The sequence below is a fragment of the Mesorhizobium sp. B2-5-3 genome (assembly GCF_006441005.1).
In the GTDB taxonomy this organism is placed as follows: domain Bacteria; phylum Pseudomonadota; class Alphaproteobacteria; order Rhizobiales; family Rhizobiaceae; genus Mesorhizobium.
In genome coordinates this window covers 407,139-430,509 of record NZ_VFUS01000003.1, presented here as the reverse complement: position 1 = coordinate 430,509, position 23,371 = coordinate 407,139, and the positions used below count along the sequence as shown (strand labels likewise).

28 protein-coding genes and 1 pseudogene are annotated in these 23,371 nt (G+C 62.4%); 12 read left to right on the top strand and 17 right to left on the bottom strand.

Going from position 1 to position 23,371, the window contains the following annotated elements; all coding sequences use genetic code 11:
• Positions 1-9: 9 nt before the first annotated feature.
• The 3 genes from FJ867_RS09715 to FJ867_RS09705 all read right to left on the bottom strand — a co-directional run bounded on the left by FJ867_RS09715 (position 10) and on the right by FJ867_RS09705 (position 1,539).
• Positions 10-393 carry a hypothetical protein gene (locus tag FJ867_RS09715; RefSeq protein ID WP_140558688.1) on the bottom strand — a complete coding sequence of 128 codons (384 nt, stop codon included), beginning with the start codon at positions 391-393 and terminating at the stop codon, positions 10-12.
• Between the two features lie 73 nt (positions 394-466).
• Positions 467-1,024: a DUF2155 domain-containing protein gene (locus FJ867_RS09710; RefSeq protein ID WP_140564627.1), complete on the bottom strand. Its 558-nt coding sequence runs from the start codon at positions 1,022-1,024 to the stop codon at positions 467-469.
• Positions 1,025-1,140: 116 nt separating this feature from the next.
• Positions 1,141-1,539, bottom strand: a complete 399-nt coding sequence (locus FJ867_RS09705; RefSeq protein ID WP_140817256.1) for an NADH:ubiquinone oxidoreductase subunit NDUFA12 — start codon at positions 1,537-1,539, stop codon at positions 1,141-1,143.
• A gap of 232 nt (positions 1,540-1,771) precedes the next feature.
• Here FJ867_RS09705 and panB point away from each other — a divergent pair, with 232 nt between their 5' ends.
• A complete protein-coding gene (gene panB, locus FJ867_RS09700; RefSeq protein ID WP_140517641.1) occupies positions 1,772-2,614 on the top strand; it encodes a 3-methyl-2-oxobutanoate hydroxymethyltransferase in 843 nt (280 codons plus the stop codon).
• Positions 2,611-3,462 (top strand): pantoate--beta-alanine ligase, encoded by an 852-nt coding sequence (gene panC / locus FJ867_RS09695; protein WP_140817255.1) that lies wholly within the window; start codon positions 2,611-2,613, stop codon positions 3,460-3,462. The genes panB and panC overlap by 4 nt, the downstream gene beginning before the upstream one ends.
• Before the next feature lie 56 nt (positions 3,463-3,518).
• Here the strand turns inward: panC and FJ867_RS09690 are convergent, their stop codons facing one another.
• Together FJ867_RS09690 and gatB are read right to left on the bottom strand one after the other, a co-directional pair.
• Positions 3,519-4,013 (bottom strand): GNAT family N-acetyltransferase, encoded by a 495-nt coding sequence (locus FJ867_RS09690; RefSeq protein ID WP_140817253.1) that lies wholly within the window; start codon positions 4,011-4,013, stop codon positions 3,519-3,521.
• Between the two features lie 3 nt (positions 4,014-4,016).
• Positions 4,017-5,516, bottom strand: a complete 1,500-nt coding sequence (gatB, locus tag FJ867_RS09685) for an Asp-tRNA(Asn)/Glu-tRNA(Gln) amidotransferase subunit GatB (RefSeq protein WP_140517644.1) — start codon at positions 5,514-5,516, stop codon at positions 4,017-4,019.
• Positions 5,517-5,794: 278 nt separating this feature from the next.
• Here gatB and FJ867_RS09675 point away from each other — a divergent pair, with 278 nt between their 5' ends.
• Complete coding sequence (locus tag FJ867_RS09675) at positions 5,795-6,052, top strand: YjhX family toxin (RefSeq protein WP_140493680.1); 258 nt, start codon at positions 5,795-5,797, stop codon at positions 6,050-6,052.
• Between the two features lie 45 nt (positions 6,053-6,097).
• On the opposite strand, the gene FJ867_RS09670 is transcribed toward FJ867_RS09675, so the two are convergent.
• Both FJ867_RS09670 and FJ867_RS09665 read right to left on the bottom strand, forming a co-directional pair.
• Positions 6,098-6,529, bottom strand: a complete 432-nt coding sequence (locus tag FJ867_RS09670; RefSeq protein WP_140493682.1) for a CBS domain-containing protein — start codon at positions 6,527-6,529, stop codon at positions 6,098-6,100.
• A gap of 87 nt (positions 6,530-6,616) precedes the next feature.
• Positions 6,617-7,375, bottom strand: a complete 759-nt coding sequence (locus FJ867_RS09665) for a rhomboid family intramembrane serine protease (RefSeq protein WP_140522115.1) — start codon at positions 7,373-7,375, stop codon at positions 6,617-6,619.
• 401 nt (positions 7,376-7,776) lie between these two features.
• Between FJ867_RS09665 and FJ867_RS09660 the strand changes: the two genes are divergently transcribed.
• From FJ867_RS09660 to FJ867_RS09650, 3 genes are all read left to right on the top strand, one after another.
• Positions 7,777-8,409: a PAS domain-containing protein gene (locus FJ867_RS09660; RefSeq protein WP_140493687.1), complete on the top strand. Its 633-nt coding sequence runs from the start codon at positions 7,777-7,779 to the stop codon at positions 8,407-8,409.
• A gap of 119 nt (positions 8,410-8,528) precedes the next feature.
• The gene (locus FJ867_RS09655) at positions 8,529-9,146 is read left to right on the top strand and encodes a PilZ domain-containing protein (protein ID WP_140493689.1); all 618 of its coding nucleotides are present in this window, start codon (positions 8,529-8,531) and stop codon (positions 9,144-9,146) included.
• Between the two features lie 193 nt (positions 9,147-9,339).
• Positions 9,340-9,948, top strand: coding sequence for a transglutaminase-like cysteine peptidase (locus FJ867_RS09650; RefSeq protein WP_140517647.1), 609 nt, complete (start codon positions 9,340-9,342; stop codon positions 9,946-9,948).
• Positions 9,949-10,109: 161 nt separating this feature from the next.
• Here the strand turns inward: FJ867_RS09650 and FJ867_RS09645 are convergent, their stop codons facing one another.
• The gene (locus FJ867_RS09645) at positions 10,110-10,637 is read right to left on the bottom strand and encodes a gamma carbonic anhydrase family protein (RefSeq protein WP_140493693.1); all 528 of its coding nucleotides are present in this window, start codon (positions 10,635-10,637) and stop codon (positions 10,110-10,112) included.
• A 42-nt stretch (positions 10,638-10,679) separates the two neighbouring features.
• Positions 10,680-10,999 (bottom strand): annotated as a pseudogene (locus FJ867_RS28955) (hypothetical protein).
• A 102-nt stretch (positions 11,000-11,101) separates the two neighbouring features.
• On the opposite strand from FJ867_RS28955, the gene FJ867_RS09635 reads away from it, so the two are divergent.
• Positions 11,102-11,833: a hypothetical protein gene (locus FJ867_RS09635; RefSeq protein ID WP_140817251.1), complete on the top strand. Its 732-nt coding sequence runs from the start codon at positions 11,102-11,104 to the stop codon at positions 11,831-11,833.
• A 47-nt stretch (positions 11,834-11,880) separates the two neighbouring features.
• Here FJ867_RS09635 and FJ867_RS09630 read toward each other — a convergent pair whose 3' ends face one another.
• Both FJ867_RS09630 and cysE read right to left on the bottom strand, forming a co-directional pair.
• Positions 11,881-12,084 carry a DUF3126 family protein gene (locus FJ867_RS09630; protein WP_019857879.1) on the bottom strand — a complete coding sequence of 68 codons (204 nt, stop codon included), beginning with the start codon at positions 12,082-12,084 and terminating at the stop codon, positions 11,881-11,883.
• A 148-nt stretch (positions 12,085-12,232) separates the two neighbouring features.
• On the bottom strand, positions 12,233-13,081 hold the full coding sequence (gene cysE / locus FJ867_RS09625) for a serine O-acetyltransferase (protein WP_140564637.1): 849 nt from the start codon (positions 13,079-13,081) through the stop codon (positions 12,233-12,235).
• Between the two features lie 124 nt (positions 13,082-13,205).
• Between cysE and FJ867_RS09620 the strand changes: the two genes are divergently transcribed.
• Positions 13,206-13,811, top strand: coding sequence for a hypothetical protein (locus FJ867_RS09620; RefSeq protein ID WP_140625535.1), 606 nt, complete (start codon positions 13,206-13,208; stop codon positions 13,809-13,811).
• Positions 13,812-13,854: 43 nt separating this feature from the next.
• On the opposite strand, the gene FJ867_RS09615 is transcribed toward FJ867_RS09620, so the two are convergent.
• From FJ867_RS09615 to FJ867_RS09605, 3 genes are read right to left on the bottom strand one after another with little or no spacing between them, the layout of a single operon-like run.
• The gene (locus tag FJ867_RS09615; protein ID WP_140558495.1) at positions 13,855-14,622 is read right to left on the bottom strand and encodes an alpha/beta hydrolase; all 768 of its coding nucleotides are present in this window, start codon (positions 14,620-14,622) and stop codon (positions 13,855-13,857) included.
• Positions 14,623-14,642: 20 nt separating this feature from the next.
• On the bottom strand, positions 14,643-15,206 hold the full coding sequence (locus tag FJ867_RS09610) for a DUF192 domain-containing protein (RefSeq protein WP_140493705.1): 564 nt from the start codon (positions 15,204-15,206) through the stop codon (positions 14,643-14,645).
• 22 nt (positions 15,207-15,228) lie between these two features.
• On the bottom strand, positions 15,229-15,774 hold the full coding sequence (locus tag FJ867_RS09605) for a cold-shock protein (RefSeq protein WP_181165163.1): 546 nt from the start codon (positions 15,772-15,774) through the stop codon (positions 15,229-15,231).
• A gap of 268 nt (positions 15,775-16,042) precedes the next feature.
• On the opposite strand from FJ867_RS09605, the gene gloA reads away from it, so the two are divergent.
• Both gloA and FJ867_RS09595 read left to right on the top strand, forming a co-directional pair.
• Positions 16,043-16,483: a lactoylglutathione lyase gene (gene gloA / locus FJ867_RS09600; protein ID WP_140493707.1), complete on the top strand. Its 441-nt coding sequence runs from the start codon at positions 16,043-16,045 to the stop codon at positions 16,481-16,483.
• Positions 16,484-16,612: 129 nt separating this feature from the next.
• Positions 16,613-16,906, top strand: coding sequence for a DUF2218 domain-containing protein (locus FJ867_RS09595; protein WP_140493709.1), 294 nt, complete (start codon positions 16,613-16,615; stop codon positions 16,904-16,906).
• A 31-nt stretch (positions 16,907-16,937) separates the two neighbouring features.
• Here FJ867_RS09595 and FJ867_RS09590 read toward each other — a convergent pair whose 3' ends face one another.
• Both FJ867_RS09590 and ilvA read right to left on the bottom strand, forming a co-directional pair.
• Positions 16,938-17,492, bottom strand: a complete 555-nt coding sequence (locus FJ867_RS09590) for a DUF1697 domain-containing protein (protein WP_140493711.1) — start codon at positions 17,490-17,492, stop codon at positions 16,938-16,940.
• Complete coding sequence (gene ilvA / locus FJ867_RS09585; protein WP_140493713.1) at positions 17,489-18,745, bottom strand: threonine ammonia-lyase IlvA; 1,257 nt, start codon at positions 18,743-18,745, stop codon at positions 17,489-17,491. Before ilvA ends, FJ867_RS09590 begins: the two co-directional genes overlap by 4 nt.
• A 406-nt stretch (positions 18,746-19,151) precedes the next feature.
• On the opposite strand from ilvA, the gene FJ867_RS09580 reads away from it, so the two are divergent.
• Entirely contained in the window at positions 19,152-20,225 is a 1,074-nt protein-coding gene (locus FJ867_RS09580) for an alpha/beta hydrolase (protein WP_140493715.1), read from the top strand.
• Positions 20,226-20,367: 142 nt separating this feature from the next.
• Positions 20,368-21,528 (top strand): alpha/beta hydrolase, encoded by a 1,161-nt coding sequence (locus FJ867_RS09575; protein ID WP_140584166.1) that lies wholly within the window; start codon positions 20,368-20,370, stop codon positions 21,526-21,528.
• A gap of 21 nt (positions 21,529-21,549) precedes the next feature.
• Here FJ867_RS09575 and ade read toward each other — a convergent pair whose 3' ends face one another.
• Entirely contained in the window at positions 21,550-23,361 is a 1,812-nt protein-coding gene (gene ade, locus FJ867_RS09570; RefSeq protein ID WP_140493720.1) for an adenine deaminase, read from the bottom strand.
• Positions 23,362-23,371 lie beyond the last annotated feature (10 nt).

The following is a 23,371-nucleotide window of genomic DNA, read 5'->3' as shown; positions in this document are numbered from 1 at the left end:
TCCAGCCCGTCAGCGGACCTTCGTTTCCAGCGGAGCCTGCGAATGGAACATCATCTTCCAGCCGTTGACGCGATGGACATAGCCGGTGCTGACCAGCGCCGCGTAGGCTTCGCCATTGCCCTTCACGGCATGCGCCTCATAGGCCAGGATGACGATGTCGCTGCCTGGTTCGACCACGCCCTTGAGATCGATCTCGAGATCACGCCATCGCTTGGGATCGGCGGCGGTTTCGGCGAGATCGGCATTGCTCATGGTCTGGGCCATCCGCGGAAATGCCACGAGGCACTCGGTGTCGGCATTGGCCGCGAAAAATGCCGAATCGCCTGTCCAGAAGCCCTTTTCGAGCTCAAGCAGTTCCTTGATGCTGGCGGTGATCCGCTTTCTGGCAGACATCGGAAAATCCTCCCGGCGCGCATCGTGTGGCCGTCAGGGCCCAACGCGTTGCCCTCAGGGCGGTTCCGAAGGATCAGTTGGTGCTGGTCGTAGGCGGTTCCGTGGCTTCCGGTTCGGCCGCAGCCGGAGCGGCCGTGGCATTCGGCTGGGCCGTATCGGGCTTGGCCGCATCGGTCTTGGCCGAATCGGGCGCTGGCACATCCGACTTCTGCTTGCAGGCCTTCAGCCAGACGTCATAGACGGCATGCTCGACGGCATTGAGACCAGGGCTTTCGGCAAACATCCAGCCAGTGAAGATGCGGCGGATCTTGCGGTCGAGCGTGATCTCGTCGACTTCGACAAAAGAATCGGTCTTCGGCTCCTCGTTCTGCGGCCGGGAGTAGCAGACGCGCGGCGTCACCTGCAAAGCACCGAACTGCACCGTCTCGTCGATATAGACGTCGAAGGTGATGATGCGGCCGGTGATCTTGTCGATGCCGGCGAATTCGGCGACCGGGTTGGTGATTCGGTCCGATCCCGGCGCCGGCGCGGGTGCGGCCGGCGTTGGCGAAGCGGCAAGTGCCGCGGTGCTAACGGTGAGCCCGGCGGCTACTATCAGTGCGCCCATCGATGTCAGGCTGAAAATGCTCATGCAGGGATACCGGTGGTTAGCGCCCGGGTGATTCTCTCTATCACAAAGGCTAGTCGCCGTTTTCTGATGAGCAAGCTGCTAGACACCAATTGTGGCGATAAAGGACCGACGCCCGCTTATGATCCGGGCGTCCAGGCGTCGTAGTCGCCGGTGACCTGCGGGCGGTGCTGGTTGGTCAGCACCGAGCCCTTCGGACGATAGGCTGAGGGCGAGCCGGTCAGGTTCGGTTGATGCGGTTTCTGCCAGTCGCGCGGCTTGTAATCGTCGCTCGGCGGCGCGACGTCGACGCGGTGATGAATCCAGCCGTGCCAGCCGGGCGGGATAGAAGAAGCCTCGGAATAATCGCGATAGATGACCCAGCGGCGCGTGCGTCCTTCGGAATCGACACCGCCTTCGTAGTAGACGTTGCCCACCTCGTCCTGCCCGACCTTCCTGCCGTGCCGCCAGGTGTGCAGGCGCGTGCCAAGCGTCTGGCTGTTCCACCAGGTGAAAAACTGCGTAAGGAAAGTCTTCATCTTCAAACCCTCGCGCCGATGGCGTCCGTTTCCTGCTTATGGCGTCAGCCCTTCGTGAAGGCAAGGGGCTTGCCGCCAAGAGGGCGCAAATGGCGCGCCGGTAAGGCGACACAAGCCGGTGATGCATTGCCGGCGCCGTATGGTGCTTGCCAACCACCCTCAGCCTTTCTAAAGCTCTGCGCGCGCGCCCCGTGCGGGTATCCGGCCGACCGTTGGCCGAGGGAGGTGACGATTGGCCAGGAAATCGCCGACCGCCGACATTCGCATCGGTGCCGACGCCATTCGCCGCCGCAAGCGTGACGTGCCGATCGTCTGTCTCACCGCCTATACCTACCCCATCGCCCGCCTGCTCGACGAGCATGTCGATCTGCTCCTCGTCGGCGACAGCGTCGCAATGGTCCTGCATGGCCACAAAACGACGCTGGGCGCCTCGCTGGAGATGATGATCGCGCATGGGCAAGCGGTGATGCGCGGCTCGGCCAGGGCTTGCGTCGTCGTCGACATGCCAGCCGGCAGCTATGAGGATTCGGCTGCCCAAGCGGTTGCCTCGGCGCGGCGTATCGTTGGCGAAACCGGCTGCCAGGCTGTGAAACTCGAGGGCGGCGTCGGTATGGCCCGGCAGATCGCCGCGGTCGTCGATGCCGGCATCGCGGTCATGGGCCATATCGGCCTGCTGCCGCAATCCGTCGAGAAGGATGGCGGCTACAGGATCAAGGGCCGGACCGACGAGAATGCGGCAGCGCTGTTTGCCGATGCGCGCGCCGTCGAAGAAGCCGGCGCCTTTTCGATGGTCATCGAGGGCACGGTCGAAGCGGTCGCGGCCGAAATCACCCGCCGCATCGCCATTCCGACTATCGGCATCGGCGCGAGTGGCGTTTGCGACGGCCAGATCCTGGTCATAGACGACATGGTCGGGCTCACCGTCGACCGCGTGCCGAAATTCGTCAAGGAGTACGCCGATTTGCGCAGCGTGGTCTCGCAGGCGGCCGCACGTTACGCCAGCGAGGTACGAGACCGGACATTCCCCGGTTCCGAAAATGTGTTTTCGGCCACCTTGGGCAAGGACAACCGATGAGCCGGCCCCTCGTCGTCGACACGGTCGCCGGCCTTCGCGCGCGGATCCGCGACTGGCGGCGTGACGGCCTTCGCGTCGCCATGGTGCCGACAATGGGCGCCTTGCACGAAGGGCACCTATCGCTGGTCAGGATCGCGCTTGAAAGAGCCGAGCGCTGCATCGTCTCGATCTTTGTCAACCCGACGCAGTTCGCGCCGAGCGAGGATCTCGACAAATATCCACGTCAGCTCGCCCGCGATCTCGACCAGCTGGCTTTGGCCGGAGCCGATCTTGCCTACACGCCTGGGGTTGGTGAGATGTATCCTGCCGGCTTTGCCACCAAAATCTCGGTCGGCGGTCCCTCCGCCGGGCTCGAATCGGATTTTCGACCGACTTTTTTCGAAGGCGTCGCCACCGTCGTGGCGAAGCTGCTCCTGCAGGCGTCGCCCGACGTCGCGGTCTTTGGCGAAAAGGATTATCAGCAATTGTGCGTCGTCAGGCAGCTCTGCCGCGACCTCAACCTGCCCGTCGAAATCATCGGCGCGCCGACGATCCGCGACGCGCATGGCCTCGCCATGTCATCGCGTAACGCCTATCTCGGTGAGGCCGAACTCCAGATCGCCCGCCGGCTCAACGTGATCCTGCGCAAGGCAGCCGCGGCGCTGGCGGCCGGCGCCGACCAGAACGGCGCGACAGGCGAAGCCAGCCGCGCCCTACTCGCGGCCGGCTTCCACAAGATCGATTATGTCGAAGCTCGCGAGAGCCGGACGCTGACGCCGTGGCGCCGCGGGCACGAGGGCCGCCTGCTCGCCGCCGCCTGGCTGGGCAAGACCAGGCTGATCGACAATGTGGACGTCTCCACCAGTTAGGCTGCGGCTCGATCGCTGAATTCGACCGCCGGATTGCGCACCCGAAAGGTCCGCTGCTATGCGGCAAGCGGCCTTTCATAGACGAGCGCCGGGATAGCGGATTGGGCCGAACCGCAATTGTCGGTGCGGCCGGTCTGGACGAAGCCGTTCGCCTGGTAGAAGGCAATTGCGCGCGTGTTCTTCTCTTCCACTTCCAGCCGGATGGCGCGGGCCTCAGGGAAGCTTTCGATGATCTCGTCGAGAAGCATACCGCCGATGCCCCGGCCCTGCAGGCCGGGCTGCACGTAAAGCTGCTTCAGCATGACCACGCCGCCGCCATCGAGCGCTTCGGCAAATGCCATGCCGCCAATGCGCTGGCCATCGTCGGCGACGAGGAACTCGCTGTTTGGCTTCGCCAGCCGCGCCGTGAGCGAGGCGATCGAATGCCACACATCGGTGATCTCTGTCACCCGTTCGGCGCCATAGATGGCGTCGTAAGTCGCATGCCAAGTCTCGACCAGCAGCGCCCGGATGGCGGCGAGGTCGCGATCCCCGGCGGTGCGCACGAACATAGTCTACTCGATGCCCAGCTTGGCCTTGACCAGGTCATTGACGGCCTGCGGGTTGGCCTTGCCACCGGTCGCCTTCATCACTTGGCCGACGAACCAGCCGGCCATGGTCGGCTTGGCGCGCGCCTGCTCGACCTTGTCCGGGTTGGCTGCGATCACCTCGTCCACCGCCTTTTCGATAGCGCCGGTGTCGGTAACCTGTTTCATGCCGCGGCTCTCGACCAGTTGGCGCGGGTCGCCGCCCTCGTTCCAGACGATCTCGAACAGGTCCTTGGCAATCTTGCCGGAGATGGTGCCATCCTTGATCAGGTCGATGATAGCGCCGATCTGGTCTGGCGAAACCGGAGCGTTTTCAATGTCCTTACCAGCTTTGTTCAATTGTCCGAGCAGGTCGTTGATGACCCAATTGGCCGCGAGCTTGCCGTCGCGGCCGGCGGCCACCTTCTCGAAATAGTCGGCGATCGGCTTTTCCGACACCAGGATCGAAGCATCGTAAGTCGAGAGGCCGAGCGAGGAGATCAATCGCGCCTTCTTGTCGTCGGGCAGTTCCGGCAACTCCTTGGCCAGCGCTTCGACATAGGCCTGGTCGAATTCCAGCGGCAACAGATCGGGATCGGGAAAATAGCGGTAGTCGTGCGCCTCTTCCTTGGTGCGCATCGAACGGGTTTCGCCCTTGACGGCGTCGAACAGCCGCGTTTCCTGGTCAATCGTGCCGCCATCCTCGATGATAGCGATCTGCCGGCGCGCCTCGAAATCGATCGCCTGGCCTATGAAGCGGATCGAATTGACGTTCTTGATCTCGCAGCGCGTGCCGAATTCGCCGCCCGGCCGGCGCACCGAAACGTTGACGTCCGCGCGCATGGAGCCTTCGTCCATGTTGCCGTCGCAGGTGCCGAGATAGCGCACGATGGTGCGCAGCTTGGTGACATAGGCCTTGGCTTCGTCGGCCGAACGCATGTCCGGTTTCGACACGATTTCCATCAGCGCCACGCCGGAGCGGTTGAGATCGACATAGGACATGGTCGGATGCTGGTCGTGCATCGACTTGCCGGCGTCCTGCTCCAGATGCAGGCGCTCGATGCCGACCTCGATGTCCTCGAACTCGCCCTGGCGGTCCGGCCCGACGGAGACGATCACCGTGCCCTCGCCGACGATCGGCTGCTTGAACTGCGAGATCTGGTAGCCCTGCGGCAGGTCCGGGTAGAAATAGTTCTTCCGGTCGAAGACGGACTTGTGGTTGATCTGCGCCTTCAAGCCGAGGCCGGTACGGATCGCCTGCTTGACGCATTCCTCATTGATGACGGGGAGCATGCCGGGCATTGCCGCATCGACCAGGCTGACATTGGCGTTGGGGGCAGCGCCGAACGACGTCGAAGCGCCGGAAAAGAGTTTTGCTTCCGATGTCACCTGCGCGTGGACCTCGAGCCCGATGATGATTTCCCAGTCGCCGGTGGCGCCGGGGATCAGGCGTTTCGCGTCGGGCGTGCGGGTATCGATGATGCTCATGGTGGCCTGCGTAGTAGAACGATGGAAACGTGCGTTTTGCACATCCTGATTTGCAACTTCGCTAGTGCAAACCGCCTCGCGAGACAAGCGTAAAGCCGCTCGCTGGCCTTTTCCGCCGCTTTCGCCTATAGGCCATCCATCCCAATGGAGAGTGGATGTCCACTTACGCTCAGTCCCGGTAAGGCCCTGACCTCGCAGCGAGGCAGGGCAGAAAACCTGAAACCCCGTGCCGCGAAGCTTCGCGGCGGCGGCTTTTGTGTTTTCCCGGAAACTCTCCCATGGATATTTCGCGTATTGAACAACGCGTTCTGCACCTGCTCGCGCAGGGCGGACGCATCGAGATCGAAAAAAGTGAGAAGAAGCGGATCGCGTCCGTCAAATGCCTGACCCGCGACGGCTGGCACTACCCCGGCGTCGATCTCGACCTGTTTCGGAAGCTGAAGCGCAAGAAGGCGGTTTCGTCGTCGGACGGCGGCCCCTACCGCATCACGCGGCGCGGGCTCCAACTCGTCCGCTCCGAACTCGACAACAGGTAGCCTATCGCCCGCCGGCCGTTTGCGCGGCCGGCGGTTGCTTGCCGCTCAGGCGGTAGCAATATAGGCGCGGATTTCCTCAGCCTCGCGCTCGACATCCTCGATACGACGCTTGACCACGTCGCCGATCGAAACGATGCCGTCGAGCATGCCGTCCTTTTCCACCGGAAGATGGCGGAAGCGGCCCCGGGTCATGATCTCCATCACCTCGTTGACGGTGTGATTCTCGTTGCAGATCTTTACTTTCGGCGTCATCGCGGAACGAACGGCTATGTCGAGCGCGGCAGCGCCTTCCCTGGCGACGACGCGCACGATGTCGCGCTCGGACAGGATGCCGACGATCTTGCGGTCTCCATTGGTGATGACCAACGCCCCGATCCTGTGTTCGGCAAGGATGCGGATGGCTTCGCTCAGTTTTTCGTTCGGCCCGAGCGTCAACACGTCGTGGCCTTTTTGCTCGAGAATGGCCTTAACCGTCATGGCGTCCTCCTCTACTTTGCCAACCGGTTCCTGCCCTGACCGGCTTTCACGTAAGAGTGAACATCGTGCGCCGCGATCGGTTGCATTTCAAGTGCGGTGGTCGGTCGTCTCCCAATCGAGCGGCTGCCAACGCCTGTCGAACCAGCGCAAGCCGAAGAAGCCGGCGACAAAGCCGCCAATATGAGCCTCCCAGGCGATCTGGCTGTCGACGCCGGGGGCGAAGCCGACAAGGCCGGTGACAAGATTGATCATCATCCAAACGGCAAGGAAGATCATCACGCCACGCGAGCGCAGCACCATTGCGATCGGCAGCACGGGGCCGGCGAAAGCGGCTTTGCCCGCCGAACGATCCGTACGGAAGCCAAAGCGTGCCGCCGCTCCCATCATGCCCGATATCGCACCGGAAGCCCCGACCAGCGGCGCTTCGCCATATGGATGCATGGCCCAGAAAAGCGCCACTGAAGCCAGTCCCGTCGCGGCGAAGAACAACGCGAACCAGAACGCTCCGAGCCGATTGGCCAACGGCGAGCCAAAGGCAGCGAGCCAGACCATATTGATGGCGATATGCGCAAATCCACCATGCATGAAGGCATAGGTGAAGGGCCGCGTGAACAGGAACCAGTCGAAGCCGTATTGGCCGGTGTAGAGGACAGGGATGAAGGCCCCATCGTAAAGCAGTGTCATTTGCTGAGCATCACTCAGCACGTATTGCTGCAACAGGTAGATGGCCACGCAAATGGCGATCACCGCCAGCACGATCGGCGGCAGGTTGAAGATCGGCTCGCGACGCGGCTCGGGCTCGCGATCCGCCTGTTCTATTTCCGGTGGGCTTACAGGTTCACTCATGCGCACTAGCACTCGGTCCAGGATTCGTCGTTGCGAGCATCTAGACCACTGCCCGCCGGACCACAAAGGGCGAATCGCCGAGCGCGAATCAAAAGTGCCGAATCAAAAGAAAGCCGTCCAAGGTTTCCCTTGAACGGCTGTCGAGTCCCCTGTTCCCCCGAACTCTTGACTGAAGTGCTGCCGATCGTCGCGAAACGACCGCTTCTGGAGTGGTTTTTGTGTGCCACGCGGCTCGACCGGGCGCAACGTAAACCACTTGTTAACCTTAACGGCCCCGACCCGTGAACAAGTGTTAACGACGCTGGCACGCTTCCTGCTCCGCAACGCATGTAGGTCATCGGAGGGCGCCCTTCTGTTCACCGATGGGACATCAGACGACAGAATGCGCGGAGCTGCTTAGCATGAACCAGAACGGATCGATCACGCTGTTCCAGTATTGGAACCGCTTGCGTGATGGACGCCCAGCCCCGAAGCGCTCGGAAGTGGAGCCGGCCGATATCAAGTCGCTGCTGGCCGACACCTTCATCCTGGAAAGGGACACGCGTGGGCAAGCGGTGTTCCGGCTGGCCGGCACAAGGCTCTGCGCCTCCTATGGCCGCGAACTCAAGGGGTTCTCCTTTCCCTCGCTGTGGCGCGAGAAGGACCAGCGGCTGGTCTCGAAGCTGATCCATGGCGTGTTCGACCAGAAATCCGTCGTGCTGATCATGTTCGAGGGCTTCAGCCGCAACGGCCGTTCCAACAAGTTCGAACTGCTTGCCTTGCCGCTGGATGGCGGCGTCGAAAACCCGCGTTGCCTTGGCGTGATCAGCGCTGTGGAGAAGCCGTTCTGGCTGGGCGCCGACCCGCTCACGGACGCGTTGATCGATTCGATCCGTGTCATCGATCCCGAAAAAGAGTTGCTGGCGAGCCGGCCGGCGATCGACGTTCCCTCGCTTGTTCCCGCCGAACTGGAGGCGCCCGAAACCATCTCCGCGCTCGGCCGAGCGCGCCGCATCCGCCACCTCGTCGTCTTCGATGGCGGGCGCGAGGAATAGTTGACGATCCTACAGCCCCGCCTGCCCGTTTTTCCCCTTTGTTAACCCGCTTTGCTGTAGTTCTGGGATGAAGTCCCTGGCATCGGCGCGCGGGGATGCCAAACGGGGTGTAGGCAGTCATGAGGTCAGCGGCGGTCGACTACGCGCCGTCCCAAGCTGAGAGACGTAACTTTCAGCGCGTCCGGGTCAAGATATACGGGCGCTTCATGCTGGAAGACCGCACCGAACATCCTTGCCAGGTCGTCGATATGTCGCCGGGTAACGTCGCGTTTCGCACGGACCGCATCGGCATGCCCGGTGAAAAGGTCATCGCCTATGTCGACCATATCGGCCGCATAGAAGGCGTCGTCACCCGCACCTTGCAGGACGGTTTCGCAATGACGGTGATTGCGTCGGACCGCAAGAAGGACAAGCTCGCCGCGCAATTGACGTGGCTCGCCAACAAGCACGAGCTAGATCTGCCGGAAGACCGCCGCCACGAGCGCGTCGCCCCCCGCAACCCGACCAGCATCCTGCAGCTCACCGACGGGCGTCAGTACCAGTGCCGCATCATCGACCTGTCGCTCTCCGGCGCCGCGATCGAGATCGATGTCAAGCCAGCGATCGGCGTCCAGGTCATGCTCGGCACCATGCGCGGACAGATCGTGCGGCATTTCGAGGATGGCGTCGCCATCGAATTCGCCGTTATCCAGCGGCCTGAGACGCTCGATTCGGAATTCAACACGCCGCGCGCCTGACAAGGCCCAACAGCGTCCAGATCAAAACCGGCCGCGCGGCCGGTTTTTTGTATTTTACGACAACGATTGACCACTCAAAAGTTTCAAATTTGATACCTATTCTAGGGACGTTTTACTCAATATCTACTGCGCGCTTTTGCGTCGAATAAATCCACCTGTGGCAATGTCTCCCTCGAACGGGGAGACAAAAACAATGAAGAAAACGAGAGGCAAGCTGTTGCTGATGGCAATGGCGATGCAGCTTTCCGCTTGGGGATCAGCATATGCCGCGGGACCGGCCTATATGCACACCGGCGGCCGCACCACACAGCCTGTCGGACACTATGAATTCTGCCAGCGCATACCGGGCGAATGCAGCGAGCGGACACCCAAGGGGGCGCCGGTCGAACTGACCCGCAAGCTGTGGGCGACGATCCTCAGCATCAACAACTCGGTCAATACCCGCGTCAAGCCGCGCACCGACATGGAAAACAACGGCGTCGAGGAATATTGGGCCTATCCCGACAATGGCTATGGCGATTGCGAGGACTACGCGCTGGAAAAGCGCCGCGAGCTGATGGACGCCGGCGTTCCGGCCGGCAACCTGTTGATGACGGTCGCGCGCCAGCCAAACGGTGACGGCCACGCGGTGCTGACCGTGCGCACCAGCCTCGGCGAATTCATCCTCGACAATCTGGAAACCAAGGTCCTGTCCTGGACGGACACCGACTACACCTACCTCAAGCGACAGTCGGATACCAATTCCGGCGTCTGGGTGACGATCAACGACGGCCGCGCCGACGCGGTCGCCAGCGTCCGCTGACGGCGTCGATCCGGCACGCGTGAACCAGAGACCAGGCGCTACGCATCAACGCGATGCGTCTAAGGAGAAACCCGGTCGAGTCCCCACCCTCCCCGTCCCAACGACCGGGTCTAAGGAGCCGGCCCCGTCCCCGGGCCGGCTCCGCCATTTCTGGCGGAGGCCTAGACCTTCTCCAAACCCGCCTTGAAGCGCCTGCCGTTGGCGACATAGTGCGCGGCCGAGGCCCGCAACCTTGCAATCGCAGCCTCGTCCAGGACCCTGATCGCCTTGGCCGGCGAGCCGACGATCAGCGAATTGTCCGGGAATTCCTTGCCTTCGGTGACCAGCGCGCCGGCGCCGACCAGCGAATTCTTGCCGATCCTGGCGCCGTTGAGCACGATTGCGCCCATGCCGATCAGGCTGTTGTCGCCAATGGTGCAGCCATGCAGCATGGCGCGGTGGCCGATCGTGCAGCCTTCGCCAATGGTCAGCGGGAAGCCGGGATCGGTGTGCATGACCGTGTGCTCCTGCACGTTGGTGTCGGCGCCGATCACGACAGGTTCATTGTCGCCGCGGATGACGACGCCGAACCAGAAGCCGGCATTGCGGCCGATGCTGATGTCGCCGATCAGCGTCGCATCGGGCGCGATCCAGTTTGAGCCCGCATCCGCGAAGTTCGGTTCGGTGCCATCGATCGCATAAAGCGGCATTTCTGGTCTCCGATTCGTCTCAAGCCTGGAAGTCGAACGACCCTAGGTTGACACCTCCCAACACGCAACGGCCACAAGAACGATGCCGAGCGCCAGCGTCCAGGCGACCGCCGTGCAGCCACAGGAAATCAGCGCCACCGACGAAATGCGACCCTCGCGGCGGGCGTCCAAGGCATCGTTGACCAGCATGAACGGCCCGGCGCACGCGTGGCGGCGAGCGAACGCAGTACGTGCGCGGAGGACACATAAGGCTCGGTGAACGCGACCTTGCGCCCGGCAACCAACTCCATCGCCGATCCGACCAGCCCGCAAGCCGTCAACCCGACAAGAAAAGCGAACGCAGTTAGCTCAACCGGGCCCATCTTTACCTTCCGTTTACCATGAAATCGCACAGTCGCTGGAAGGACTGCAAGAGCCGTGCCGTGCGATGCGTGCCGTCACGGGACAGGAATCCGGGGACAGAGATGAAGCAGGCAGCGATCGCCGACGACCCCCAATTCACCGTGGTCGATTCCACGCTGATGAAGCGGGTGTTCTACGCCTTCGCAGCACTCGCCCTGCTGTCGGTCGCAATCAGCCTGGGCGGCAAATGGTTCGGCCATTCGATCGCCATGGCCGGCTACACGGATGATGCGACGATGCGCAAGGTGGTGATCGGCAACAATGTCATCGCCGTGCCTGCCAACTTTATCCGTTTCGAACAGGCGCGGCGCGACGGCATCGCCTCGCGGCTCGACCTCTACCTGCGCTATCCCCAGATGGATGGCTACAGCGAAGCTGCCCGCGGCGATTTCAATCACACGGGGCCAGCCAAAAGCATCGTCTTCCTGTCCTTCGAACAGCAGATGATGTCTCGCGACATGAGCGGACGTTTCGGGCCGATCTACAGCGCGTTGATCGTGCAGCCCGGCACGGCAGGTCCGGGCGGCACGACGATTTACGGTTTCAACGCGAAATCAGGTTACCTCAACGAGGTGCTCGTTGTCGGCAACCGGCCCGGCAAGGACCCGTTCGTGGCCCGCTGCCTGAGTGGGCCGGCAGCCGAACAATCGCTGGCGCCTTGCGAGCGCGACATCCATGTCGGCGAGGATCTCAGCCTCACCTATCGCTTCCCGAAGGAATTTCTGGGGGATTGGCAGGCGCTTGACGCGGCAATCACCGCCGAGGCCGGGCGTGTCATGAAGGCGGGACAGTGACGGAAAGGCCGGCCGCGTTTGCGTCCGGCATCGCCATGGGCGTGGGATCAGCCCAGATCGATGTCGAGGATCGCCATCGAGAAATTGTAGTCGCCGTCATCCTCGTCTTTGAAGACGATGCCGAGGAATTCGTCGCCGACGTAGACTTCGGCCGAATCCTCCTTGCGCGGCCGTGCCTTGACCTCGAGCTTGGGGTTCTGGAAGACGCGCTTGAAATAGGCGTCCAGCTTTCTGATTTCGTCAGGCTTCAACAGTCTTCTCCGATCATCGGGCTTGCTCGTTTGAACGGCGCTTCTGACACGTTGACGATGGCCATGTAAAGGCAAGCTCGCCGTATTGCACGGCAATCGGACTCGTCGACGCGAGCAGTGCGAAACTCCCCGACGCCCCTCAGTAAAATTAGATGTCGAAGCTGACGACCTGGTCCATCGTCTGCGACGGTAGAAGCTGGTCCATCTGGCGCGACGGCTGGTCGCAGCCGGTCTCGCCGACGACGCGAGCCGGCACGCCTGCGACCGTCTTGTTATGCGGCACCGGCGACAGCACCACCGAACCGGCGGCGATCTTGGAGCAATGGCCGATTTCGATGTTGCCGAGAATCTTGGCGCCGGCACCGATCAAGACGCCACGACGAATCTTGGGGTGACGGTCTCCGCCGGCCTTGCCGGTGCCGCCGAGCGTGACACCGTGCAGGATCGACACGTCGTCCTCGATGACCGCTGTCTCGCCGACGACCAGGCCGGTGGCGTGGTCGATGAAGATGCCCTTGCCGATGCGGGCCGCCGGATTGATATCGGTCTGGAAAACCGAGGACGAACGGCTTTGCAGATAGAGCGCGAAATCCTTGCGCCCCTGGTTCCACAGCCAATGCGCCAGCCTGTGGGTCTGGATGGCGTGAAATCCCTTGAAGTAGAGCACCGGCATGATGAAGCGGTCGCAGGCCGGATCGCGGTCGTAATAGGCCTGGATATCGACACGCACGATGGTCGGCCAATCCTTGTCGTCGGCCAGCATCGACTTGAAGGTCTGGCGGATGAGATCGGAACCTATGTCCTGGTGCGCCAACCGCTCGGCCAGCCGGTGGATGACCGCCTCCTCCAGGCTCTCCTGATTGAGGATGGTCGAATAGAGGAAGGCGGCGAGCAGCGGGTCGCGATTGACCGCGTCCATCGCTTCGTCACGGATCGAGCGCCAGATCGGATCGACCGGCTGCAACGCGCTGTGTCGGGAAATGCTGATGCTGTTCATCGACGTCGTCCTGCCGCCTTGCCTAATGTCGGGCCGCACATATAAGCCAGATCATAGCACGATTGAACTCAATTTTCCTTAGTGCTCTGTCAAATGGATTTGGTTAGCGGGAATTCAAGCCGGCATGGAAAATGAACTCTTGCTCGACAATGCCCTCAAACGCGAGCTTTCCGCTCTCTATGAGAGACAGGACCGCCATTACCACAACCTTACCCATATCGAGGCGATGCTGGCGCTCGCCGGCGAGTACCAGAAGCTGCTCGACGATCCCGAGGCCGTCGAGGCGGCGATCTGGTTCCACGACGCCGTCTATGACAGCCGGGCTAAGGACAACGAGGCGCAAAGCGCAGCACTCGCGGAAAAAAAGCTCGCGGGCCGCATCGACGCCCAGCGCCTCTGCCGCATCAGCGCCATGATCCTTGCCACCGCAACACACCAGTTGCCGGGCTTCGAAGACACGGCCGCGGTGCGTGACGCCGCTCTTTTCCTGGACATGGACCTGTCGATCCTCGGCGCAGCGCCGGATGCATTCGATGCCTATGAGCGCGCGATCCGCGCCGAATATCAATGGGTGGAGGAGCCGATCTGGCGGGCCGGACGCGGCGCGGTGCTGAACAGCTTCCTGACACGCCCGCACATCTTCCACAGCGAGGAATTCCGTCGGCGCTTCGAGCAGCAGGCCAGGCTGAATCTCACCCGGTCGCTCGAAGCGCTGCAAAAACCAGCGTGACATCTGGCTTGTGCATCAGGTTTTATCGGGCTCTTGCGCCGGGTCAAAGCGGATTTTCGGCGTAGAATTCCAGCACACGCCGCTTGAAGGTCTTGTCGCCGACGGCCAGCATATGGTCACGGCCTTCGATGTGGAAAGCCTTGGCGTTGGGCATCAGTGCGGCAAGTTCGTCGGGCGAGCCGCCAATGTCGTCGGTGGTGCCGACGGCGATCAGCGTCGGCTGGGCGATCCGGGCAATTTCATCCTCGCTCAGCAACTCGCGGGAGGTGGCGATGCAGGCCGCGAGCGCCCGGCGGTCGCTGCGAGTCTGGTCGGCGAAGGCGCGAAACGAACGGCCGCGGGGATGAGTGGTCTTGGCCGGATCGTCGGCAAGAAGGGCTGCCGCGATCGGATCCCAATCGCCGACGCCGTCGATCATGCCGATGCCGAGACCGCCGAAGACCAGCGTCGCCACCTTGTCGGGATCCGACAGCGCCAGGAATGCCGCTATCCTCGCGCCCATCGAATAGCCCATGACATGGGCGCGCCCGATGCCGAGATGATCGAGCAAAGCAGCCGCGTCCGAGGCCATCCGGGCCGGGGTGTAATCTGCCTCTTCGTAGCTTTTCGATGACGAGCCGTGGCCGCGATTGTCCAGCGCAATGGCGCGGTAGCCGTCATCGTTCAGCGTCTTGAACCAGCCGGGCGAAACCCAGTTGACGTAATGGCTGGAGGCAAAGCCATGGATCATCAGCACAGGATCGCCCCGGCCCGATTCCGGCTGGCGGTCGAGGAAGGCGATATCGAACCCGTCATGGGAAAAAAACTGCATCGGCTATACTGCCCGCGTCCTCAACCGCCACCGCCGTTCGGCGCATCGCCATTGTCCGATGGCGGCACCTCGGGGCCTGATATGGTGCCAACGGCCGGATGGCGCACCAGGTCGCCATAATCGATACCGTTCCTGGCGGCGGTGCCCGCCTTGAGCTCAAGCACGAAGCGCACCGGCACGCCGGGCGAAATCAGCGCCTGGGATTGCGGCTCGCCGTGCTTGACCGCCCGGATCTTGCCATCCTGGCCGATAAAAACCAGGTCAAGCGGCATCGGCGTGTTCTGCATCCAGAAGTTGACCTGCTGCTGCATGTCGAAGACGAACAACATGCCGTGATCGTCCGCCATGTCCTGGCGATACATCAAGCCGGCCTCGCGTTCAGCATCGGTGTCGGCGATTTCGATGGAAAAGGAGCGATCTCCGCCTTTCGTCGCCACGACCAGCGGCGTCGGGTCCACCGGCAGGGTCATCACCCGGCTGTCGGCCGCCGTCGGTGCAGGCGAATAGAAATAGGCGCCCGCGGCGACGATGACGGCAGCCAGGACGCACATTGCGCCCGCCGTCAGCCAGTTCCTATGTGTCATGCGAAAATCCTCGGCAACCGCCCTAATGCGCGACCGGCAAGGTTCCCATATCGGGGTGGATTTCGGCAGCCATAAGGCCTTTGTCGCCGCGCCCGAAGCGGACAAGCACGACCTGCCCCGGCCGAAGCTCGGTGATGCCGTAGCGGCGCAAGGTCTCCATATGGACGAAGATGTCCTCGGTGCCCTCGCCCCGGGTCAGGAAACCAAATCCTTTGGTGCGGTTGAACCACTTCACCAAGGCACGCTCCAGCCCGCTTTCGGGCGTCACCGAGACATGGGTGCGCTGTTCCTGCATTTCCGCCGGATGGACCGCTGTGGTGACATCCATCGAGAGAACCCGGAAAGCCTGCAATCCGCGCTCGCCCTGCTTGACGAGGCAGACAACGCGCGCTCCCTCCAGAGCAGTCTGGAAACCATCCCGTCTAAGGCATGTCACATGGAGGAGGATGTCGCCTGAAACGCCGTCATCCGGGAGGATGAAGCCATAGCCCTTGGCTACATCGAACCACTTGATGGCGCCGGATATTTCGGTCAGATCGACGGCATCGCCGCCTTCGTCGCGCTTCATGGCGTCGCCAAGGGTTTCGGCCCGCCCCGTCAAAGAGGCTTTTTCCCCCATAAGAATGCCCCCTTTTTTCAAGAACACCGCAACTGATTCTTGACACCAGATTAACACTGCGGCTTCCGGTGAGTGCAAGACCTGACGTGCCTTTTTTCACGGTTCATTATGCGAATACCGGATTTGTTCTTTGGCGGCGCCGGCGGCCGCCTGGGATTTGCCCTTTGGACGGCCCACCCCTATGTTGCGCCGCAACCCAACAAGTCGAGGAAATCACATGCGCTATCTGCACACCATGGTCCGCGTCGCCGACATCGATGCTTCGCTCGATTTCTACTGCAACAAGCTCGGCCTGAAGGAAGTGCGCCGCTACGAGAACGAGCAGGGCCGCTATACGCTGATCTTCCTGGCCGCGCCGGAAGACGAGCAAAGTGGCATCGACGAGAAAGCACCGCTGGTCGAGCTCACCTACAATTGGGACCCGGAAGACTACAAGGGCGGCCGCAATTTCGGCCACCTCGCCTATGAAGTCGACGACATCTACGCCACGTGCCAGCGGCTGATGGACAACGGCGTCACCATCAACCGGCCGCCGCGCGACGGCAACATGGCTTTCGTCAAGTCGCCGGACGGAATCTCGATCGAACTTCTGCAGAAAGGTCCGGCGAAGGCAAAGGCCGAACCGTGGGCGTCGATGCCGAACACCGGAAGCTGGTGATCGATCACCTTTTCGAGCGGTCGGCAGCCGGCCTATGGCGGCGGGCGAGCTTGCGCCTATCTATGCGGCGATAGCGCCCGCCTCGAAAGCGGGCACCGTTTTGTGCGTTTCACCCTCGGAGATCCCTTCATGACGATCAGCCATGCCGATGTCACCACCGCACATGCAAGCCGTTATCTGCAGCAATTGTGCAAACATTGGGCGCACAAATTCCCCGTGGAATTCGATCCCAATCATGGCGCCATCGACCTTTCGCTCGGCCGCACCATCATGGATGCCGACGGAGCTGCGCTGCACATCACCGTGTCGAGCGACGACCCCGGCTCTATCGAGCGCCTTGAAAGCGTCGTCGCCGACCACATCAGACGCTTTGCGTTTCGCGAGGAGCTGACGTTCGACTGGAAACGCGCCGAGGCGGCGTAGGCTCTTCTCCGCGCATTACGGCAGGCATTAATCAGCCGCCGCCGGGCTTGCCGGCCATCTCCAGCAGCGCCAGCACCGAGCGCCAGTTGCGCGCAGTGCCCGGTACCTTCAGTACGCGTGGAATGAGATTGGCAAATACCGATTTGCCCAGTCCGCCGGGTGCATGCAGGTAAAGCACGTCGCCCTTGATCTCGAACCGCTCCGGACCCGCACATTTTTCGGCCAGCCGCGCCGCCTCCTCGGCGGTAGGCGCGCGCTCCAGCGCATACGCGTGCAGCTTGGTCGGCTCCTCGGCAATCTCCGGATAGGGATTTTCCCTGACCAGCCGTTCGACCCAGCCGAGATCGCGCACCATGATGCGCGAATGAAAACCCCATTTCTCCTCGAAAGCCGCTTCGATCTGTTTGGTCAGCGTGGCGGCGTCACCTTCCTTGGCCCGGAACACTGCGTTGCCGCTCTGCACGTAGGTAGCGACATCGCAAAACCCGAGATCCTCCAAGAACGCCCGCAACTCGGCCATCCTGACGATGCGGTTGCCGCCGACATTAATGCCTGAAAACAGGGCGATGAAGACGTTTCCGCTCATATGATGAACCCGGCCAATGTCTCGTTATCGGTGATATCCTGATACTGGACGCCTTCGGCCTCGAAATTCGCTTTCAGCAGGTCGAAATTGCGGCGATCCTTGGTTTCGATGCCGATCAGAACCGAGCCGAAATTGCGTGCCGACTTCTTCAGATATTCGAACCGGGCGATGTCGTCGTCCGGCCCCAGCATTTCAAGGAAGTCGCGCAGCGCGCCCGGCCGCTGCGGAAAGCGGATGATGAAGTATTTCTTCAGGCCCTCGAAGCGCAGTGCCCGTTCCTTGACGTCCGGCAGCCGTTCGAAATCGAAATTGCCGCCCGAAACCACGGCCACGATGGTCTTGCCGCGGATTTCCTTCCTGGAAAAATCCTTCAGCGCATCGATAGCCAGCGCGCCGGCCGGCTCCAGCACCACGCCCTCGACATTGAGCATCTCGATCATGGTCGCGCAGAGCCGGTTTTCCGGGATCAGCCGCACCGTGTCGGCGGCGAAGTCCTTGAGGTGCCGCAGGGGCTCACGGCCGATTTCGGCGACCGCCGCGCCGTCGACGAAATTATCGACCTTGGCGAGTTTGAGCCGTTTTCCCGCCGCAAGGCTCTCGCGCAGGCTTGGCGCCCCTGCCGGTTCGCAAAAGACGAAGCGCGCCTCACGCCCCTGATCGGCGAAGTAGTGCGTCACCCCTGCGGCCAGACCTCCGCCGCCGACCGGCAGCATGACGATGTCGGGCATGCCCGCGCCGGGCATCTGGTGGGCGATCTCATAGGCGACCGTCGCCTGTCCCTCGATGATGTCCTTGTGGTCGAAGGGCGGCACCATATGAGCGCCGGCGCTTTCGGTGAATTCGATGGCGGCGCGATAGCAATCGTCGAAGAAATCGCCGACGAGCCTGATCTCGACGAAGTCGCCGCCGAACAGCCGCGTCTTGTCGATCTTCTGCTGCGGCGTCGTTACCGGCATGAATACAACGCCCTTTTTACCGAAATGACGGCAGACGAAGGCGAAACCCTGCGCATGATTGCCGGCGGAAGCGCAGACGAACAGTTCGGCCTGATTGCCTTCGCCAAGTGCCTTGCGGAAGAAGTTGAAGGCGCCGCGGATCTTATAGGAGCGCACCGGGCTCAGGTCCTCGCGCTTCAAAAGCACCCGCGCGCCGGTCTTCTTCGACAGATAGTCGTTCTCCTGCAGCGGCGTTTCCGGAAAGATCCGGCGGATCGCGGAAGCAGCGGTGGCAACACGGGAAGAGAAGCTGGTCATCGGAAAGCCACCTTGAACGCATGTCGTTTGGGAACGTCTATCATCGATTGGCTGCGGAACGCCCTTTTGTCGCGAGCCTTGCCGCCAAGCAACCCGATTCCGTCTATTGCACAGGCGACCCCGTGAAACCATTGCCCGTCACTCATGTTCCCAAGCGGTCGGCGTTTAGTGACATATTTGCCGTTAGTTGGAGGTGATTGTTCATGTAATTCTTAAAATCCATGCGGGTGCCAAGGCCCGTCGGGGCTCGCCCTGATGCAGTCTGGCTTTCGTGCAACACTGCGGCGGCGGTCGCGAGACGCCGACCGCTTTTCGGCTGGGCACGACTTACTTCCGCCGCACTTGCGCTGTCGGGGGAGACTTGCGGAGGCGATTGGCCTTTTCGGGCCGGAGTGGAATTTCAGACGTGCCGTTGAAGACGATTTTTGCCATTGGCCTAGCCTTGCTTGTCGCGGGCTGCGCGGGACAGCAGACCCAGGAACTGCTCGGCAGCGCCATCGTGGCAGCGCCGGTGACCGAGATCGCCGGCAATCACAGCATCTTCATCGCCACCACGCGCAAGAAATCCGACGATCCGAACAAGGTCTTCGACGGCGAGCGATCGGCCACGCTGAACTACGCCCGCGTCAACGTCACCGTGCCCGGCATCCACCAGACCGGGCAGATCGAACGCCGCTCGCGCGGCAAGTCGAACGATCCGGCCAAGTATTTCATGGCCTCCGAGGTCGTCGGCTACGACACCCAGCCGAAATTCGCCAATGCGCTAAGTGCTGACATCGCGGCGCGCGGCGACCGCGTCATGGTCTTCGTCCATGGCTACAACACCGGCTTTGACGACGCCGTTTACCGCCTGACCCAGATCGTCCACGATTCCGGCTATCCCGGCACACCCGTGCTGTTTTCCTGGGCATCCGGCGCCAAGACCACCGACTATGTCTACGACAAGGAAAGCGCCAGCGCCGCGCGCGACCAGCTCGAGGTGACGTTGCGCATGCTGGCGCAGACCGGCGCGCGGCGCATCGACATCGTCGCCCATTCAATGGGAACCTGGGTGACCATGGAGACGCTGCGCCAGCTCGCCATCACCGGCGACCGTGATCTCGGCGGCAAGCTCGGCGACGTCGTGCTCGCATCGCCCGACATCGATGTCGACGTGTTCAAGAGCCAGATGCGCCGCTATGGCAAACCCAACAAGCCGTTCATCCTGTTGTTGTCCGATGATGACCGCGCGCTCCGGCTCTCCGGTCTGATTGCCGGCGCGCGGCCGCGCGTCGGCGACTACAAGGACGCCGCCGACCTTGCATCCTACGGCGTAACGGTCGTCGACCTCTCCAAGATCAAGGGAGCAGACAGTTTCAACCATACGAAATTCGCCGACAATCCCGCGCTGGTGAAGATGATCGGCCAACGGCTGCGCGAAGACGATGGATTTGCCAGCGACCGCGACGTGACCGACCGCATCAGCCTGCTCGGCCAATAGATGCATCGCCGCGGGTTCGCGTGGCCCGCTCGGCCTTGCGACAGAGTCGACCAACTTTGAACTGGACCGCGCCGGCCTCTGGCCTTATCGAAATATCCAGCGACGTCACGCGTTTGACGTCCTCCTTTGCGGGAGCCGGCGTGTGACGGTGCATTCGAAGAGTTTCGTCGTCATTGCGTTCACGCTGCTGGTCGCAGGCTGCGCCGGCCGAAACACGCACGATCTGCTGAACAGGACGACGGTTGCCGTACCCGCGTCCGACATCGCGGCCACCCACGAGATATTCGTCGCCACCACCCGCCAGAAGGCGACCAAGGACCCGCGGCAGGTGTTCGACGGCGATCGCTCCTTGACCACCAGCTTCGCCCGGGTCGACGTCACCGTGCCGAAAAGTCACAAGGTCGGCATGATCGAGCGTGTCCGGGGGTCTGCCAACAGCAATCCAGCCAAGGATTTCACCGCCAAGGATGTCGCGTTCTATGCGGATGCGCCGCAATTCGCCAAAGCGGTCGGTGCCGACATCGCCATGCGCGGCGACCGTGCGCTGGTTTTCGTGCACGGGTTCAACAATGGTTTCGACGACGGTATCTACCGGCTGACGCAGATCGCGCACGACACGAAATATCCGGGCACGCCGGTGCTGTTTTCCTGGGCTTCGAGCGGCAAGACGACGGGCTACATCTACGACAAGGAGAGCGCCAACGCGGCGCGTGACGACCTCGAGGCAACGCTCAGGATGCTGGCCAAGACGCGGGCTAAGAGCATCGACATCGTCGCCCATTCGATGGGAACATGGGTGACCATGGAGGCGCTGCGCCAGCTTGCCATCACCGGCGACCGCGATCTCGACGGCAAGCTTGGTTATGTCATCCTGGCCTCGCCCGACATCGACGTCGACGTGTTCAAGAAACAGATGATCCGCTACGGCAAGCCGGACAAACCGTTCGCCATCCTGCTTTCCGCGGACGACCGGGCGCTCAAACTGTCTTCCCTGATTTCGGGCGACAAGCCCCGCGTCGGCGACTATGGCGACGCGGCCGATCTGGCCAGCTATGGCGTGTCTGTGGTCGATCTCAGCCAGACCAAGGGTGGCGACCGGCTGAACCACGCCAAATTCGCCGACAATCCGATCCTGGTTCAGTTGCTCGGCGACCGGCTGCGGGCCCCGGCCGGCCTGGCGTCGGACGAACCTCCAGTGCAGCTCAACAATCTCGGCCAAGGCCTCGGCAAGGCCGTCGGCTCGGTTGCCGAGATCGTCATCACCACGCCGTTCAAGGTGCTGACGATCGCCACCGGCGGATGAGCGAAGCGACCGCAACTGCTCTTATACGAAGAGGTCGACCTTCTGGAAGGTCGTCACGTCGATCAGGCCGACATCGGAAATCCTGAGCTCCGGAATGACGACCAGCGCCAGCAGCGAGTGCTGCATGTAGGCGTTGTTCAGCGAGCAGCCCATCTGGCGCATGGCCTCGGTCAGTTTGTCGGCCTTGGCCGCGACGATTTCGGCCCGCTCGTCCGACATCAGCCCGGCGATCGGCATTTCGACCAGTGCCAGTTCCTTACCCTTGGAAAACAGCACGACGCCGCCACCGACCTCGCCCAGTCGGTTGACCGCCAGCGCCATATCCCGCTTGTTGGTGCCGACGACGATGATGTGGTGGGCATCATGCGCCACGCTCGACGCCATCGCGCAATCGCCGATGTAACCGAAGCCGGAGACAAAGGCATTGGTGACGCCGCCGGTACCCCTGTGGCGCTCGACCAGCGCGATCTGGCAGACGTCGTTGCGGCGATCCATGGCGACCAGCCCGTCCTCGACGGCGAGATCCGCTTCCAGCGCCCGCGTCGGTGCCTGATTTTCGATGACCCCGATGACCCGGACCCGGACTTCGTTCGCGCCGTTGGGTGCCGTGATGTCGAAATCGTGGGCCTTCAGCTTCTTGCCGAGCTTGACGGTGTTCTTCGCCGCCTTGGGATAGTCGTAGACCGGAATGTCGATGTCGAGCTTGCCGGCCTTGGCCAGCCTGACGCCACGCGCATAGACCTCGTCGATGGTCATTTCGGCGAGATCCGAGACGATTAAAAGGTCAGCCAGCCGCCCCGGCGCGATCGATCCGATCTCGCGCTCCAGCCGGAAATGCTGAGCGGTGTTGAGCGTCGCCATCTGGATCGCGGTCACCGGTTTCAAGCCCTGGCTGATGGCGTGGCGGACCACGCGGTCCATATGCCCCTGGTGAACCAAGGTGCCGGAATGGCTGTCGTCGGTGCACAGGATGAAATTGCGCGGATCGATGCCGCCCTCGGTAACCGCCTTGATCTGCGAGGCGACGTCGTACCAGGCCGAGCCCAGCCGAAGCATCGCCTTCATACCCTGGCGCACGCGGGCGATGGCATCTTCGGCGCGCGTGCCCTCATGGTCGTCCTCCGGGCCGCCGGCGACATAGCCATGGAACGGCAGGCCGAGATCGCGCGAGGCATAGTGCCCGCCGACGGTCTTGCCGGCTTTCACGGTCGCGGCGATCTCGCCCGACATCACAGGATCGTTGGCGGCTACGCCAGGGAAATTCATCACCTCGCCCAGCCCGATGATATTTTCCCAGCCCATCGCCTCGGCGACGTCGGCGACCGTCAGTTCGGCGCCGGCATGTTCGAGCCCGGGGGCCGAGGGCACGCAGGACGGCATCTGGACATGCACGTTGATCGGCATGGCGACGGCCTCGTCATGCATCAGCCGCACGCCGGGCAGGCCGAGCACATTGGCGATCTCGTGCGGATCGATAAACATCGAAGTCGTGCCATGCGGGATCACCGCGCGGCAGAATTCGGTCACCGTCACCATGCCGCTCTCGACATGCATGTGCGCGTCGCAAAGGCCGGGCACCAGATAGCGCCCGCCGGCATCGACCACCTTGGTGCCCTGCCCGATGGCATGGCCGGCGTTCGGACCGCAATAGGCGAAGCGGCCGCCGGCAATAGCGATGTCGGTGCCGGCTACGATCTCGCCGGAGTGAACATTGACCCAGCGCCCGTTGCGGATGACGAGATCGGCGGGTTTCCTGCCCATGGCGACATCGACCAGATGCGTTGCCATTTCAGTCCATGGTCTGGGTTTGCTGCCCGACGGCGTGTTCGCCATGAAGCGACTC